Consider the following 13,184-nt stretch of genomic DNA (forward strand, 5'->3'; position numbering starts at 1 on the left):
CGTCGTCCACGGTGGTGTCAGCTCTCCTTCTGCTTCAGGACCTCGGCGAGGCTCGGCGCCTGGCGGTCCCGCTGGGACATCGACACGGCGGGCAGCGGCCAGGGGACGGCCAGCTCCGGGTCGTCGAAGGCGATCGTCACGTCCTCGGCCGGGTCGTGCGGGCGGTCGATGCGGTACGAGGTGTCGGCGGTCTCGGTCAGCGCCTGGAAGCCGTGCGCGCAGCCCGCCGGGATGTAGAGGGTCTTCTGCGTCTCGCCGGAGAGTTCGAAGGTGGCCACGTTGCGGTGGGTCGGCGAGTCGGGCCGCAGGTCGACGACGACGTCGAAGATCTTCCCGTACGAGCACCGCACCAGCTTGGCCTCGCCCGCTCCGGAGCGCAGGTGCAGGCCGCGCAGCACGCCGCGGACGGAGCGGGACACGCTGTCCTGGACGAAGCCGTTCGGGTCGATGCCGACCGAGCGGACCACGTCGGCGTCGAAGGTGCGGCAGAAGAAGCCGCGTTCGTCGGCGAACGGCGTCGGTTCGAAGAGGTACGCGCCGGAGATCTCCGGTACCGCGGTCGCTTTCATGGAGTCTCCTGCCGGGCGGGTGCGTGCGGGGTGGTGGCGGTCGTGGCCGCCGCCGGGGACTTGGGGAACAACGCCTTGGTCAGGGCGGCGAATTGGGCTTCGAGGCGCCGGGTGGCGTCCGCGTTGCGCTCGGCGAGGGTCTCGCGCAGTTCGGCCGAGCGGCTCTCCAACTCCCGGAACTGTTCGATGAGTCGGTCGGCGTCAACCTCGCGGGCCGGGTGGCAGTACGCGTCGAGGCCCATGCCGGCCATGAGCGCCTCGCTCTTCGCCGCGTAGCTGAGGGCCAGCGTCGGCGTGCCGACCTTCAGCGCGCAGATCAGGTTGTGGTAGCGGGTCGCCACCACGGACTCGGCCGCGGCCGTCTCCGCCATCAGGTCGGCGAGCGAGGTCGCCTCGGCCGCGGTGACCAGCGGCGAGTCCACCGCCGCGATGATCGCGTCGACCACCTCGGCGTCGCACGCGTCGCCGGTGAGCAGCCTGACCCGTCTGCCGTCCTCGGCCAGCGTGCGGACGAACCGGGTCGTCCCTTCGAGGTAGCGCCGGTGTATCTCCGCCGCCCTGGCGCGGTCGTCGTTGCCGCCGTGGAAGTCCATGACGCCGACGCAGACCGGGCCCCGCCCGTCCTCGGGCGCGCTCCCCCGGGGGGCCGGCAGGGCGAACGCGAGGTCCGGGTGGACCGCGTCGCGCGCGGTGTCGACGCCCATCGCCCGCATCGCGTCGCGGGACAGCTCGTCGCGGTAGGAGCGGTGGGCGGCCAGCCGCGCGGCCCGGCGCACCAGGGCGCGGGTGGGCCGGTCGCGGATGGTGTCGGCGCCGACGCCGACCAGCGCGACCTTGGTGCCCGTGAGGCGTCCGCTCGCGCAGAGCAGGAACAGGGAGTACGGGAAGCCCCAGGGCCGCAGCGGCAGCGTGGCCTCCAGGACGCCCATGCCCGGCACGATCACCACGTCGTGGCGGCGCACCCAGGCCGCGGTCCTGACGACGTCGACGAGTTTGCCCAGGCCCTTTCCGACGACCGCGCCCGCGCGCGAGGCGGTGCGGTACTCGCCGCGGTACCAGTGCAGCCGCGTCGCGGGGATCCCGTACCGGGTCGTGACGGCCTCGGGGCCGCCGCACAGCGCGTCCACGACGGCGTCCGGGTGCTGGGCGCGCAGGTAGCCGAGCACGGCCTCCAGCGACCCGTCGTTGCCGAGGTTCCCCGAGCCGAGCAGGCCGAACACCCCGACGCGCGGTCCGCTCACCCCTGCCTCCCCGACCGGCCCTCGCGGCCCGCGACGATGTCGTCGACGCAGACGGTGAGCTTGGCGGGGTCGACGGGGGCGCGGTCCTCGACGCGCTCGCCCGCGCCCGGCTTGGCCCGGCTGGCCGCCCACTCGACGAGGTGGCGGTAGCAGGCGCGCCGGTCGGCCGCGGACAGCGGCGCCCGCTGGATCGCCGAGACGAAGCCCCACACGTACTCGGCGAGCAGCCGGGGCGTGGGGTGGAGCCGGCCCGCCCTGCGCGGGTCCAGGTTGACGCACCGGGAGCGCTTGGAGGGGTTGGCCCGCTCGGCGCGCGTGGGGTGGTCGCGGCGGAAGTACAGCAGCTCGGGCACCTGGTGGAAGGGGCCGTGCAGGCCGATCTCGGTGACGAACGTGCGGTCCGCGTGGTGGTAGCTGTCGTGCGGTTTCACCCTGCGCAGCACGTCGGCCCGCATCACACCGTAGAAGTCGTCGCCGCCGGGCTCGAAGAGCATGCTGCGGAAGCGTTCGGGCGCGCGCCGGGACGCGGTGGCGAGGGTGTACTCGTACGGGACCTTCACCTGCCCGTGCTCGTCGATGACCGCCTGGTCGGCGTGGGCGAGGATCACCTCGGGGTGCTCGTCGAGCGCCTCCACGCAGCGTTCCAGGAGCGTCCTGGCGTACAGGTCGTCGTGCGAGGCCCATTTGAAGAGTTCGCCGCGGCACTGGGTGAAGACGTGGTTGTGGTTGGGCGCGGCGCCGATGTTCCTGGGCAGCCGCGTGTACCGGATGCGGGAGTCGCGCGCGACGTACTTGCGGCAGATGTCCTGCGTCCCGTCGGTCGAGGCGTTGTCGGTGATGACCAGCTCGAAGTCCTCGTAGGTCTGGCCGAGGAGGGCGTCGAGCGATTCGGCCAGGTACTCCTCGCCGTTGTACACGGGCAGGCCGATGCTGAGCCGGGGTTGGGCGGTCACGGTGTCCTCACTTCGGGGATGGGGTTCTGGTGGTGCTCGCGCAGCGCGGTCCTCAGGTGCAGCCACCACACGGCCGAGCTGGCCAGCGTCGCGGCGGCGACGCCCCACGCCGAGCCGACCGCGCCGCCGGCGGCCGCCCCGCCGAGCCCGCCGCCGACGTAGCAGGCGGAGGCGAAGAGCTGGGCGCGCAGGCTGCGCCGGGCCGCGGCGAGCGCCCGCAGCCCGGCCGCCGCGCCGATGCCGAGGCCCGAGCCCGCGACGCCGAGCACGGCGGGCACGATGAGTTCGGACGCGGAGCCCCAGACGTCGCCGAGCACGAGTTCGCCCGCGCCGTCGGGGACCAGGAGCAGCGCCACGCCCCAGAGCAGCGCGGCGGCGGCGAGGCCGCCGGACAGCATGAGGCAGAACTTCGCCAGGCGGTGCGGGGCCTGGCGCAGCACGCGGGCCGCTTCGGGGACGGTGACCAGCGACAGCCCCATCAGCAGGGCCAGGAACGGGCCGAGCAGGAGTTCGGCGCCCCTGACCACGCCCACCGCGCTGACCCCGACGATCGCGCCGAGGCCGTACGCCCGCAGTTGGGACGCGCCGCTGACGCCGACGTTCTCGACGAGGTAGCGGTAGCCGAGGTCGCGCTGTTCGCGCAGCCAGGCGCGCGCCTTGTCGGGCCTGGGCCTGATGCCGGACTGGAAGCAGCCGTACCCGGCGGCCACGGCGGCCGCCGCGCCCCAGGCGAGGACGAAGGCCTGCACGCTGCCCACACTGGCCGCGAGCAGCAGGGCGGGGACGAGCGCGACGGCTCCCAGCAGGTCGTTGACGCAGGCCTTCCTTCCGGTGCCCGCGGCGAAGAAGGAGTACCGCCAGGCGTCCTGGAGGAGCAGTCCGGGCAGGACCACGCCGAGGGCGGCGAACGCGGGCCCCACGCGTCCGCCGAGGCTCAGCCCGATGACCAGGCACACCGCGCCGACGGTGGCGCCGACGCCGAGCGCGGTGCCGGACGAGCGGGCCGCCGCCCCGCGCCAGGACGCGTCGGACACGCCGCTGAAGCGGACCACCAGCGGGTCGGTGGCCAGCCCGCGGGAGATGCTGAGCACCACGCCGTAGGTCACCCAGGCCAGGCTGAACACGCCGAACGCGGTCAGCCCGAGCGAGCGGGCCACGTAGATGCCCACCGCGAAGTTGGTCATGCTGCAGACCGCCTGGTCGGCCAGTCCCCAGGACAGCCGGCCCGCCATGGCCCGCTTGGCGGTGCGCCCGTCCGCCGGTGCCGTCGCCTTCTCCCCTTCGGTGGTCATCGGCGTCATGCCTTGATCAGTCCGGCGGCGCCCAGGGCGTCGGCCGCGACGGCGACGGTGTCGAACGGCAGTCCGGAGCGCTCGGCGACGTCCAGCAGGCTGTGCTCGCCGTCGGACATGCTGAGCACCCAGAGCATCGCCATCTGGGCCTCCTTCGCGTCGCTGCGGCCGCCCAGCGACGCGTACAGTCCCCGCTTGCCCAGCTGCGGTTCGCCGTACGGGCTGAGGTTGAGGTAGCTCCGGTTGCGGTCGAGCACCGCGAACGCCTCGCGGCAGACGGCGAGGGTGTCCGCCAGCGCCCCGGGGGTGACGAAGTCCGGGTTGTCGCCCGAGGTGTGGTACTCGGGGTATCCGGCGTACGGGGTCCGGCTGAGCGAGCCAACGCCGAGGTCGAACCCGGGCGAGCAGTACTGCCGCTCGTCGTAGCCGTACGGCGTGAACTCCCTGATCTCGTGCGGGCGTGCCGACGCGGTCAGCACGTGCCGCAGCACCCGGTCGATCTCCGCGTCGCCGCGCCTGCTCTGCTTGTACGTCAGTTGGCCCCGGTCGCCCGCGCAGGCCAGCACGAGGCCGTGCTTGACGTGCTCGATGCGCTCGCGGTTGCGGGCCAGCCAGGTGATGGCGCCGATGGTGCCGGGCGCGTAGATGAACCGGTAGGTGTAGTACGGGTCGCGCTCGGCGAGTTCCCGCGCGAGGAACGTCGCCACCGCGACGCCCGCCATGTTGTCGTTGGCCAGTGCCGGGTGGCAGACGTGGCAGGAGACGATGACCTCGTCGGGGACCCGTCCGGGGACGACGTGCTCGGCGTAGGTGAGGTGGCCGTCGGCGAGCGTGGAGTCGATCCGCACCTCGTAGTCGCCCTCGGGCAGCGCGTCCAGGGTCTCCTGCGCCAGGCAGAACCCCCACTGCGGCGCGTAGTAGCTGGTGCGGTACGGCACCAGGGCCGGCTGGTCCGGCAGGGTGTGCAGGTGGGCGCGCAGCTCGGAGAGCGGCATGGTGGCGGACACCGGCACGCTGTAGCCGAGCACGTGCAGGCTGGACGCGGCGAAGTCGACGACGCGCCTGCCCTCGGCGTCGGCGACGTACGCGTCCCTGATGTTCCACTCCTGCGGCACCGTCCAGTCGAGGACCTGGGTCCCGGTCGGCACCTCGTGCACCTGGAGGGGGAGGTACTCGCCGACGATGTCCAGGGTGGCGCGCACCCCGTCGCCCGTGATGCTCCGGCAGAGCGGGTACAGCCGCTCCACCAGGGCGTGCATCTCCTCCCCCACCGTCGTCATCGGCGCCACCGCAGGGTGTCGTCGACGGCGCCGGACTCGGACGAGGCGCGCAGCACGGCGAGGCGGGTGAAGCGCTGCTCGAAGCCCTCCCGGGTCAGGCCGTGCGTGCGGTAGGCCTCGGCGAGTTCGAGCGCGCCGCGCTTGACGGTCCACTCGCAGTCGAAGCCGGGGATCGCGGCGCGGAACCGGGAGAAGTCCACGCGGTACGAGCGCGGGTCGGCGCCGTTCTCGCCGGTGATGTTCACCTTCGCGCCGGACACCGCCTCCGCGACCTGCTCGGCGATCTCGGCGACCGTGACGTTGTTGGTCTCGCTGCCGATGTTGAACGCCTTGTCGTGCACCGCTTCGCGCGGGGCGTCCAGCGCGGCCGTGAAGGCCCGCGCGATGTCGGCCGCGTGCACCAGCGGGCGCCAGGGGGTGCCGTCGGAGAGCACCAGCACCTCGCCGGAGAGCAGGGCGTGGCCCACCAGGTTGTTCAGCACGATGTCGGCGCGCAGCCGGGGCGAGTAGCCGAAGGCGGTGGCGTTGCGCATGTAGACCGGGGTGAAGTCGTCGTCGGCGAGCGCGTGCAGGTCGTCCTCGACGCGCACCTTGGACTCGGCGTACGGCGTGACGGGGCGCAGCGGGGCGTCCTCGGTCACCAGCTCGTCGCCGCCGGCCGCGCCGTACACCGAGCAGGTCGACGCGTACAGGAAGCGTCCGACTCCGGCTTCCTTGGCGAGCCGGGCCAGCTTCACGGAGGCGTGGTGGTTGATGTCGTAGGTGAGGTCGGGCGCCAGCGAGCCCAGCGGGTCGTTGGAGAGCGCGGCCAGGTGGATCACGGCGTCCACGCCGCTCACGTGCTCGGCGGTGACGTCGCGCAGGTCGACGCGGTGTCCGGCGGGGTCGGCGGGCGTCGGGCCGAGCACGCAGTCGGCGAACAGGCCGGAGTCGAGGCCGACGACCTCGTGTCCCGCGGCGGCGAGGACGGGGGCCATCACGGTGCCCAGGTAGCCCTGGTGGCCGGTCAGCAGTACGCGCATGGTTCAGTTCCCCAGGTTCAGAGTGAGTTTGGTGACGGTGAACGCCTCGGCGTAGCGCGCGTGGCATTCGATGCCGCGGATGCGGGCGAGGCCGAGGAACGCCTCGCGGTCGTACCAGGGCCGGTGGCGCTGCGAGGGGTAGTGCTCCTGGAGCAGGCGCACCTTCTCCTCGGCGGTCTCCGGTGCCAGCGGCTGGTAGGCGTTGGGGCGGCCGAGGTCGCCGTCCCACTTGACGATCTCGTAGCCGAGCACGAGGTGGTCGCGGAACGCGGTGGGCATCAGGCGGGCCAGGCCGCGGTGGTCCTGGTGCGCGTCGTCGGTGCGCGGGGCAAGGACCAGGTCGGGGTCCGTCCGGGACCGCAGTTCCTCGACGGCGGCCTTGGCCTCCTCCCAGTGCGCGGGCAGTCGGCCGTCGGGCATCTTGTGCACGGTCAGGCGGAGGTCGGCGCCGGGGCAGAACGCGGCCAGCGCCTCGCGCTCCTCCTGTTCGCGGTCGGTGCCGCCGCCGGAGAGCACCAGCGCGTCGACGCGGACGCCGGGGCGCGCGAGGCACGCGGTGAGCAGGGTGCCGCCCGCGCCGATGGCGATGTCGTCGCAGTGCGCGCCCACCGCGACGATCCGTTCCAGTGTGCCGGGGCCGAGCTCGATCACGCGCCCACCTCGGCGGCGCCCTGCTCCCACACGGCCCACGGGCGGTCGCCCCTGGTGTAGGCGGCGTCCAGCGCGGCGCGCTCCTTGACGGTGTCGGTCGGCTTCCAGAAGCCGCGGTGCTGGTGCGCCACGAGCCTGCCGCGCTTGGCGAGTTGGGCGCAGCCGTCGGCGACCAGGTCGCCGTTCTCGGGTATGTGGTCGAAGACCTCCTGGCGCAGGACGAAGTAGCCGCCGTTCTCCCACAGCGGCATGTCGCTGACCGCGGTGATGCCGCCGACCAGGCCGTCCTCGCCCAGCTCCACGCAGTGGAAGGAGGACTGGGGCGGTACGACGGTCATCGAGGCGCCCGCGTCGCGCCGGGAGAAGTTCTCGATCATCTCGGGCAGCGGTGCGTCGGTGAGCACGTCGGCGTAGTTGGCGAGGAACATCTCGTCGCCGTCCAGGTGGTGGCGGACCCGGCGCAGCCGCTCGCCGATCGGCGACTCGATGCCGGTCTGCGCGAAGGTGATCGTCCAGTCCGATATGTCGGTGGACAGCAGTTCGGTCTTCCCCTGGCGCAGGACGAAGTCGTTGGACGTCGTCTCCTCGTAGTTGAGGAAGAAGTCCTTGATGTGGTGGGCGCCGTAGCCCAGGCACAGGATGAACTCCTTGTGCCCGTAGTGCGCGTAGTAGCGCATGACGTGCCAGATCAGCGGGCGCGGGCCGACCATCGCCATGGGCTTGGGCACGTCGTCGGTGGCTCCGGCGCGCATCCGCATCCCGTAACCGCCGCAGAACAGGACGACCTTCATCGCGTGACCTCGACAATGCTCAGTTCCGGGATGGGGAAGACCAGGCGGCCGCCCCACTCGTGCACGAAGGAGAGCTGCTCGGTCAGCTCGGCCCGCAGGTTCCACGGGAGGACCAGGACGTAGTCCGGCTTGTCGGCGGCGATCCGCTCGGGCGGCAGGATCGGGATGCGGGTGCCGGGGGTGAACCTGCCGTGCTTGTAGGGGTTGCGGTCGACCGTGTAGGCGAGCAGGTCGGGCCGGATCCCGCAGTGGTTGAGCAGGGTGTTGCCCTTGCCGGGGGCGCCGTAGCCGACGACCGTCTCGCCGCGCTCGGCGGCCTCGATCAGGAACTTGAGGAGGTCGCGGCGGACCTTGGCGACCCGGGCGGAGAACTCGGTGTAGCCGGACAGCTCCTGGAGCCCGGCGGCCTTCTCCCTGGCCAGCACGTCGGCGACGCGCGCGCTCGGCTCGCCCGCGACCTCGGCGGGCCTGGCCCACAGCCGGATGGAGCCGCCGTGGGTGGGCACCAGCTCGACGTCCACCAGGGTCAGTCCGCCGCTGGCGAGCGCCCGGATCGCGGAGGCGACCGTGTAGTACTGGAAGTGCTCGTGGTAGATCGTGTCGTACTGGTTCTCCTCGATGAGGGTCAGCAGGTGCTGCACCTCGATGGAGACCCAGCCGTCGTCGGCGACCAGCGCGCGCAGGCCCTGGGTGAACCCGATGACGTCGGGGATGTGCGCGTACACGTTGTTGGCGACGACCAGGTCCGCCGGGCCGTGCTCGGCGCGGACGGCCGCCCCGGTCTCGGGGCTGAGGAACTCGGTGAGCGTGGGGACGCCCGCGTCCCGCGCGGCGCCGCCGACGTTCACCGAGGGCTCGATGCCCAGGCAGCGGATCCCCCGGTCCACCACGTGCTTGAGCAGGTAGCCGTCGTTGCTCGCGACCTCGACCACGAAGGAGTCGGGGCCCAGTTCCAGGCGCTCGGCCGCGCCGGTGACGAAGGTGCGCGCGTGCTCCACCCAGGAGGTCGAGAAGGAGGAGAAGTACGCGTACTCCTTGAACGTCTCCTCCGGTGTGATCAGCGGCGGGATCTGGGCGAGCCAGCAGTCCGTGCAGACCCGCAGGTGCAGCGGGTACGCCGGTTCCGGCCGGTCCAGTTGGTCCGCGGCGAGGAAGCTCTCGCACGGCGGGGTCGCCCCGAGGTCGACGACGCTCTCCAGCGCGTCCGAGCCGCAGAGTCGGCATCCTGTCATCTACTGCCCCCATCCCTGCCCGCGCGGGTGCCCCGCAGCGGGCCAGTGTTTCCGTTCCCTACCGGCGACGGGCCTGCCCCGTCGCCGGACCGCTCCGCGATCGCGGAGCGGTACCCCTCCAGCAGCCGCTCCAGCCCGACGGCCGGGCTGAAGTACTGCTCGTACCTGCGCCGGGCCGCCAGGCCCAGCTCCCGGTTGCGGTCCGGATCGGCCGCGATCCGGCGCAGGCACGACGCGAGCGACGAGGCGTCGCCTGGCTCGTGCAGCAGCCCGGTCTCCCCGTCCTCGACGAGTTCGACGAAGGCGCCGTGCCGGGCGGCGACGGCCGGGACCCCCGCCGCCATCGCCTCCGCGGCCACCAGGCCGAACGTCTCCCTGGCCATCGAGGGCGCCACCACGGCCACCGACCGCGCGACCGCCTCCCGGCACTGGGCCGGGTCGTAGAGGCCGACGTACCGCACGTCGTCGCGGCCCGCGGCCCAGTCGGTGACCTCCTTCTCCAGCGGCCCCGCCCCGGCGAGCACGAGCGGCACGCCGATCCCGCCGCCCGCGGCGATCTCGTCCCACGCGGCCATGAGCAGCGGTACGCCCTTGGCCTCGGCGAGCCTGCCGAGGAACAGCAGGTGCTCCCCCCCGCCCTCGCGGCGCACCCCGGGCTCCGGTACGAAGTTGTGCTTCACCGCGAGGCGCTCGGACGGCATTCCGGAGCGCACCAGCACGTCGCGCTGCGCCCCCGATATGCAGAAGAAGCGCTCCACGCCCGACCACCACCGCCGCCGGTTGACGGCGAGGCTGAGGGCGAGGGGCACGGTCGCGAGCCGCGAGTCGCGGTAGCAGCCGTGCCGGACGGCGGGCACCGAGAGCGGCGACCCGACGCACTCGTGGCACGGCTTGCCTTCGCGGTGCAGGGTGCCCGGCGGGCAGACCTGGGTGTAGTTGTGCAGCGTGGCGACGACGGGCACGCCGACGTCGGCGCAGGCGGCCAGCACCGCGGGCGACAGGAGCGGGAAGACGTTGTGGACGTGCACCACGTCGGGCCGCTCGGCACGCAGCCGGGCGGCCAGCTCGGTGCGGACCGCCGGGTTCCACGGGACGAGCAGCGGCACCGCGACCTTGCCGAGCAGGGAGCGGCCCGCGATGTCGTCGCTGCGCCGTTCGAACGTCTCGACGCGGTGGCCGGCCGCGCGCAGCAGCCCGACCTCCTCGTCGACGACTCTGTTCTCGCCGCTCGGCTGCGCCGACGAGTAGCGGTTGTGCACTACGAGGACATGCATGGTCACCTCCGGGCCCATCGCGGTATGCGTCGTCGAGGGGCCGCGGGCGTAGGGGCGGACGGAGGGGCGGCCGCTGTCCCGGGCCCGGTGGCGGCCGTGTCCCCGGTCGCGGCGGACGGCACGAGCAGCGAGGCGGCCAGGGCGAGGTGCAGCAGGTAGGGCGAGGAGTCGCCGAGTCCGACCTCGGTGTAGGACGAGATCGCGCAGTAGGTGATGAGGAAGAGCGCGCAGGCCCTGGCCAGGGAGGGCGGCCGCAGCAGGGCGACGCCGCCCATCACGGCGAGGAACGCCGCGACGATGGTGATGCCGATGACGCCCTGCTCGTGGTAGATGGCCAGCCAGCTGTTGTCGATGGGCAGCCCGCCGAAGGACTTGTCGCCCAGCCCCGTGCCGTACGCCTGCTCGCCGAGCGTCCTGGGCTCCGCGAGCAGGGAGTCCCAGACCTTGGCCCGGCCGGTGAGGTTGGAGAGGCCCTCCTTGCTCTGGCCGCGCATGAACCACGACTGGAGCGCGGACATGAACGCCACGACGGCGACCGTGGAGATCACCACCGTCCAGGCGAAGAACCGGCGGGCGGCGGCGCTGGTCAGGATGAGCGAGCCGATCGCCACGACGAGGCCGACGATCAGGCCGACGGTGGCGGTCCTGGTGTGGGTGAGTGCGAGCAGGGCGAGCGTCGGCACGATGATGAGCGCCGCGTTGGCCCCGGTGGTCCTGCGGTCCAGCAGGAGCAGCACGGTGAGCCCGACGATGATCGCGGAGTACTGCCCGATCTGCGGCGGGGTGAGCGGCCACAGCGCGCCGACAAGCCGTCCGCCGTAGTACTCGGGCATGGCGGTGCCGGGTGCGACGGCGAGCCCGGCCGCGACCAGCACGAGCACCGCGAAGTACATCCTGACGTGGTAGCGGACGAACGTCGTGCCGCCGTCCCACCAGCGGCTGAGCAGCCACAGCGTGCCGACGAAGAGGGCCAGTCTGGTGCAGCGGAACAGGGCGCCCGCCCCGGCCAGTTGGATGCTGGAGATCAGGCTCGGCACCAGCAGCAGGGTGAGCAGGAAGACGAAGGCGCTGGGCCTGACGCGCAGTTTGAGGTTGAGTGCGAGCGCCAGGGCGAACGCGGCGACCAGGGCGCCCATGGTGGCCATCTGGATGAGGGAGCGGGGCAGCGTGATGACGGTCTTCGCGCCCGCCGAGCCCAGCGTGTTGAGGCCGAGCAGCGCCCAGACGACGCCGACGGCCCTGGGGGTGCCGGTGCGCGCCTGGGCCGTGCCCTTCGCGTCGGTCCGGTCCGCGGCCTCGCGCGCGCCCGGCACGCCGCCGTGCATCAGGTCCCCGCTCATCTCAACCACCGGCCCGTGCGGTGAAGGTGCTGCCCTCGTCCTGCCGGTAGGGCGTGGTCTGCCACTGCGCGGGGTCGAGGTTCTGCTCCTGGTCGCCCGCGACGAAGCTCCACGGGCCGCGGTAGACGTTGTCGTGCCAGCGGTTGCCCTGCTTGAGGGTGATGGCGTCCGCGACCTTCTTGCCCATGTACGGCGACCAGTCCGGGTAGGTGCCGTAGTTGGCGAGCACCCCCGAGCGGCCGCACTCCGTCGTGCACTTGACGACGGACGCGTCGAGGAGGAAGCGGTTGCCGTGGACCTCCACCCGCTGGGTCTTCCAGCGGCAGTCGTCGTAGAGCGGCGCGGTGGCGATCCCCGGCCGCGCACAGCGCTTGAGGTCCTTCACCAGCAGGGTGCAGTAGCCGGTCGAGGTGTTGGCCGGACTGTTGCAGAACCGGTCGGCGTTCTCCCACAGGACGATGCCCGACCAGTTGTCCTCCAGGACGTTCCGATAGATCTCGATCTTGTTCGTGCGGGCGCGGACCCGCGGTTCGCCGCCGGACTCGGAGACGTAGACGGTCGCGTACGGGAAGCTGTCGCCCTTCTTGGCGTACTCACGGCCCTCGACCCAGTTGTTGCGCCGGATCGTGTTGTTCCTGATGACCGCGTTGTAGCTGGTCTCGTACATCAGCGCGGCGCCGTCGTTGGCCTCCAGCAGGTTGTTCTCGATGCGGAAGTCGTTGTTGTTGTTGTCCGCCCACAGCCCGGCGCCGCGGTTGCCGTGGACCCAGTTGCCGCGGACGTCGGCGCCGTCGACGGCCCAGAACTTGATGCCGCCGGTGCAGCCGCAGCCCGGGTCCTTGCGCTCCCAGTCGTCGGTGTTGTTGCCGGTGATCTCGTTGCCCTCGACGACCAGGCCCTTGATGGTGTCACCGGTCTTGTAGGCGTTCATTCCGTACTGCCCGTTGTCGCGCAGACAGCTGGCGCGGAGCTGCTGGCGCGCCCCGGCCATCAGCCCCGCACCGGAGTTGTACTGGATCTTCGCGTGCTCGATCACCCAGCCGTCGGCCATGTCGTGGTTGACCACGCCCTCGTTGTTGGGCGCGACGAACCGCTGCACGGTGAGGTGGCTGATGGTGACGTCGGGGGCGGTGCCGCTGAACGCGTACTGGTTGGTCTTCCCGCCGTCGAGCACGGCGCCGGGCGCGCCGACGTAGCGGTTGCCCTTCTTGGTCATGACCTGGGCGAAGCGCTCCGGGGCGAGCCGGTGCCTGCCGGGGCGGAGCCAGAACGTGGTGTTCGGGGGGCTGCTCTCGGTCTTCGCCGCGAGGTCGCCGACGACCGCGGGGTCGACCGTCACCGCGCCCGCCGGAGCCTTCGCGGGCCCGGCGGCGGGCGCGTCGCACACCCGGGCCACGGCCCCGGCGGGCGCCCCCGACGCGGAGGGCCCGGCCTTCGGTCTGTCCGAGGTGTCCGACGAGCCCGTGCAGCCGGTCGCCAGCAGGACCAGCACCAGTGGTGCGGCCCGCAGCGCCCTGTACCCCCTCTTGATCACCACGT

At 72.5% G+C, this 13,184-nt stretch carries 12 protein-coding genes; all 12 read right to left on the minus strand.

The window, feature by feature from the left end:
- Positions 1-17: 17 nt before the first annotated feature.
- The 12 genes from rfbC to ACIBNE_RS35510 are packed head-to-tail and all read right to left on the minus strand — an operon-like array spanning position 18 to position 13,182.
- Positions 18-569: a dTDP-4-dehydrorhamnose 3,5-epimerase gene (gene rfbC, locus ACIBNE_RS35455; protein ID WP_399279105.1), complete on the minus strand. Its 552-nt coding sequence runs from the start codon at positions 567-569 to the stop codon at positions 18-20.
- Positions 566-1,810 (minus strand): polysaccharide pyruvyl transferase family protein, encoded by a 1,245-nt coding sequence (locus tag ACIBNE_RS35460; RefSeq protein WP_399279107.1) that lies wholly within the window; start codon positions 1,808-1,810, stop codon positions 566-568. The genes rfbC and ACIBNE_RS35460 overlap by 4 nt, the downstream gene beginning before the upstream one ends.
- On the minus strand, positions 1,807-2,763 hold the full coding sequence (locus tag ACIBNE_RS35465; protein WP_399279109.1) for a glycosyltransferase family 2 protein: 957 nt from the start codon (positions 2,761-2,763) through the stop codon (positions 1,807-1,809). The genes ACIBNE_RS35460 and ACIBNE_RS35465 overlap by 4 nt, the downstream gene beginning before the upstream one ends.
- Positions 2,760-4,055 carry a hypothetical protein gene (locus ACIBNE_RS35470; protein ID WP_399279111.1) on the minus strand — a complete coding sequence of 432 codons (1,296 nt, stop codon included), beginning with the start codon at positions 4,053-4,055 and terminating at the stop codon, positions 2,760-2,762. The genes ACIBNE_RS35465 and ACIBNE_RS35470 overlap by 4 nt, the downstream gene beginning before the upstream one ends.
- A gap of 5 nt (positions 4,056-4,060) precedes the next feature.
- Positions 4,061-5,335 carry a DUF4910 domain-containing protein gene (locus tag ACIBNE_RS35475; protein ID WP_399279113.1) on the minus strand — a complete coding sequence of 425 codons (1,275 nt, stop codon included), beginning with the start codon at positions 5,333-5,335 and terminating at the stop codon, positions 4,061-4,063.
- Complete coding sequence (locus ACIBNE_RS35480; protein ID WP_399279115.1) at positions 5,332-6,357, minus strand: NAD-dependent epimerase/dehydratase family protein; 1,026 nt, start codon at positions 6,355-6,357, stop codon at positions 5,332-5,334. The genes ACIBNE_RS35475 and ACIBNE_RS35480 overlap by 4 nt, the downstream gene beginning before the upstream one ends.
- Positions 6,358-6,360: 3 nt before the next feature.
- Positions 6,361-7,008, minus strand: a complete 648-nt coding sequence (locus ACIBNE_RS35485) for a PIG-L deacetylase family protein (protein ID WP_399279117.1) — start codon at positions 7,006-7,008, stop codon at positions 6,361-6,363.
- On the minus strand, positions 7,005-7,799 hold the full coding sequence (locus ACIBNE_RS35490) for a glucose-1-phosphate cytidylyltransferase (protein ID WP_399279119.1): 795 nt from the start codon (positions 7,797-7,799) through the stop codon (positions 7,005-7,007). Before ACIBNE_RS35490 ends, ACIBNE_RS35485 begins: the two co-directional genes overlap by 4 nt.
- Positions 7,796-9,031, minus strand: a complete 1,236-nt coding sequence (locus ACIBNE_RS35495; protein ID WP_399279121.1) for a class I SAM-dependent methyltransferase — start codon at positions 9,029-9,031, stop codon at positions 7,796-7,798. Before ACIBNE_RS35495 ends, ACIBNE_RS35490 begins: the two co-directional genes overlap by 4 nt.
- A complete protein-coding gene (locus tag ACIBNE_RS35500; RefSeq protein WP_399279123.1) occupies positions 9,028-10,305 on the minus strand; it encodes a glycosyltransferase in 1,278 nt (425 codons plus the stop codon). The genes ACIBNE_RS35495 and ACIBNE_RS35500 overlap by 4 nt, the downstream gene beginning before the upstream one ends.
- A gap of 2 nt (positions 10,306-10,307) precedes the next feature.
- Positions 10,308-11,645: an O-antigen ligase domain-containing protein gene (locus ACIBNE_RS35505; protein ID WP_399279125.1), complete on the minus strand. Its 1,338-nt coding sequence runs from the start codon at positions 11,643-11,645 to the stop codon at positions 10,308-10,310.
- Position 11,646: 1 nt separating this feature from the next.
- Positions 11,647-13,182 (minus strand): right-handed parallel beta-helix repeat-containing protein, encoded by a 1,536-nt coding sequence (locus ACIBNE_RS35510; RefSeq protein ID WP_399279126.1) that lies wholly within the window; start codon positions 13,180-13,182, stop codon positions 11,647-11,649.
- Between the last annotated feature and the right edge of the window lie 2 nt (positions 13,183-13,184).

It is taken from the genome of Streptomyces sp. NPDC050504 (assembly GCF_044458065.1).
In the GTDB taxonomy this organism is placed as follows: domain Bacteria; phylum Actinomycetota; class Actinomycetes; order Streptomycetales; family Streptomycetaceae; genus Streptomyces.

What these genes read in the sequence shown, in the direction of transcription:
- rfbC (WP_399279105.1), bottom strand. Translation starts at nt 569, where the DNA reads ATGAAAGCGACCGCGGTACCGGAGATCTCCGGCGCGTACCTCTTCGAA.
- ACIBNE_RS35470 (WP_399279111.1), bottom strand. Translation starts at nt 4,055, where the DNA reads ATGACCACCGAAGGGGAGAAGGCGACGGCACCGGCGGACGGGCGCACC.
- ACIBNE_RS35475 (WP_399279113.1), bottom strand. Translation starts at nt 5,335, where the DNA reads ATGACGACGGTGGGGGAGGAGATGCACGCCCTGGTGGAGCGGCTGTAC.
- ACIBNE_RS35480 (WP_399279115.1), bottom strand. Translation starts at nt 6,357, where the DNA reads ATGCGCGTACTGCTGACCGGCCACCAGGGCTACCTGGGCACCGTGATG.
- ACIBNE_RS35490 (WP_399279119.1), bottom strand. Translation starts at nt 7,799, where the DNA reads ATGAAGGTCGTCCTGTTCTGCGGCGGTTACGGGATGCGGATGCGCGCC.
- ACIBNE_RS35495 (WP_399279121.1), bottom strand. Translation starts at nt 9,031, where the DNA reads ATGACAGGATGCCGACTCTGCGGCTCGGACGCGCTGGAGAGCGTCGTC.
- ACIBNE_RS35500 (WP_399279123.1), bottom strand. Translation starts at nt 10,305, where the DNA reads ATGCATGTCCTCGTAGTGCACAACCGCTACTCGTCGGCGCAGCCGAGC.
- ACIBNE_RS35505 (WP_399279125.1), bottom strand. Translation starts at nt 11,645, where the DNA reads ATGAGCGGGGACCTGATGCACGGCGGCGTGCCGGGCGCGCGCGAGGCC.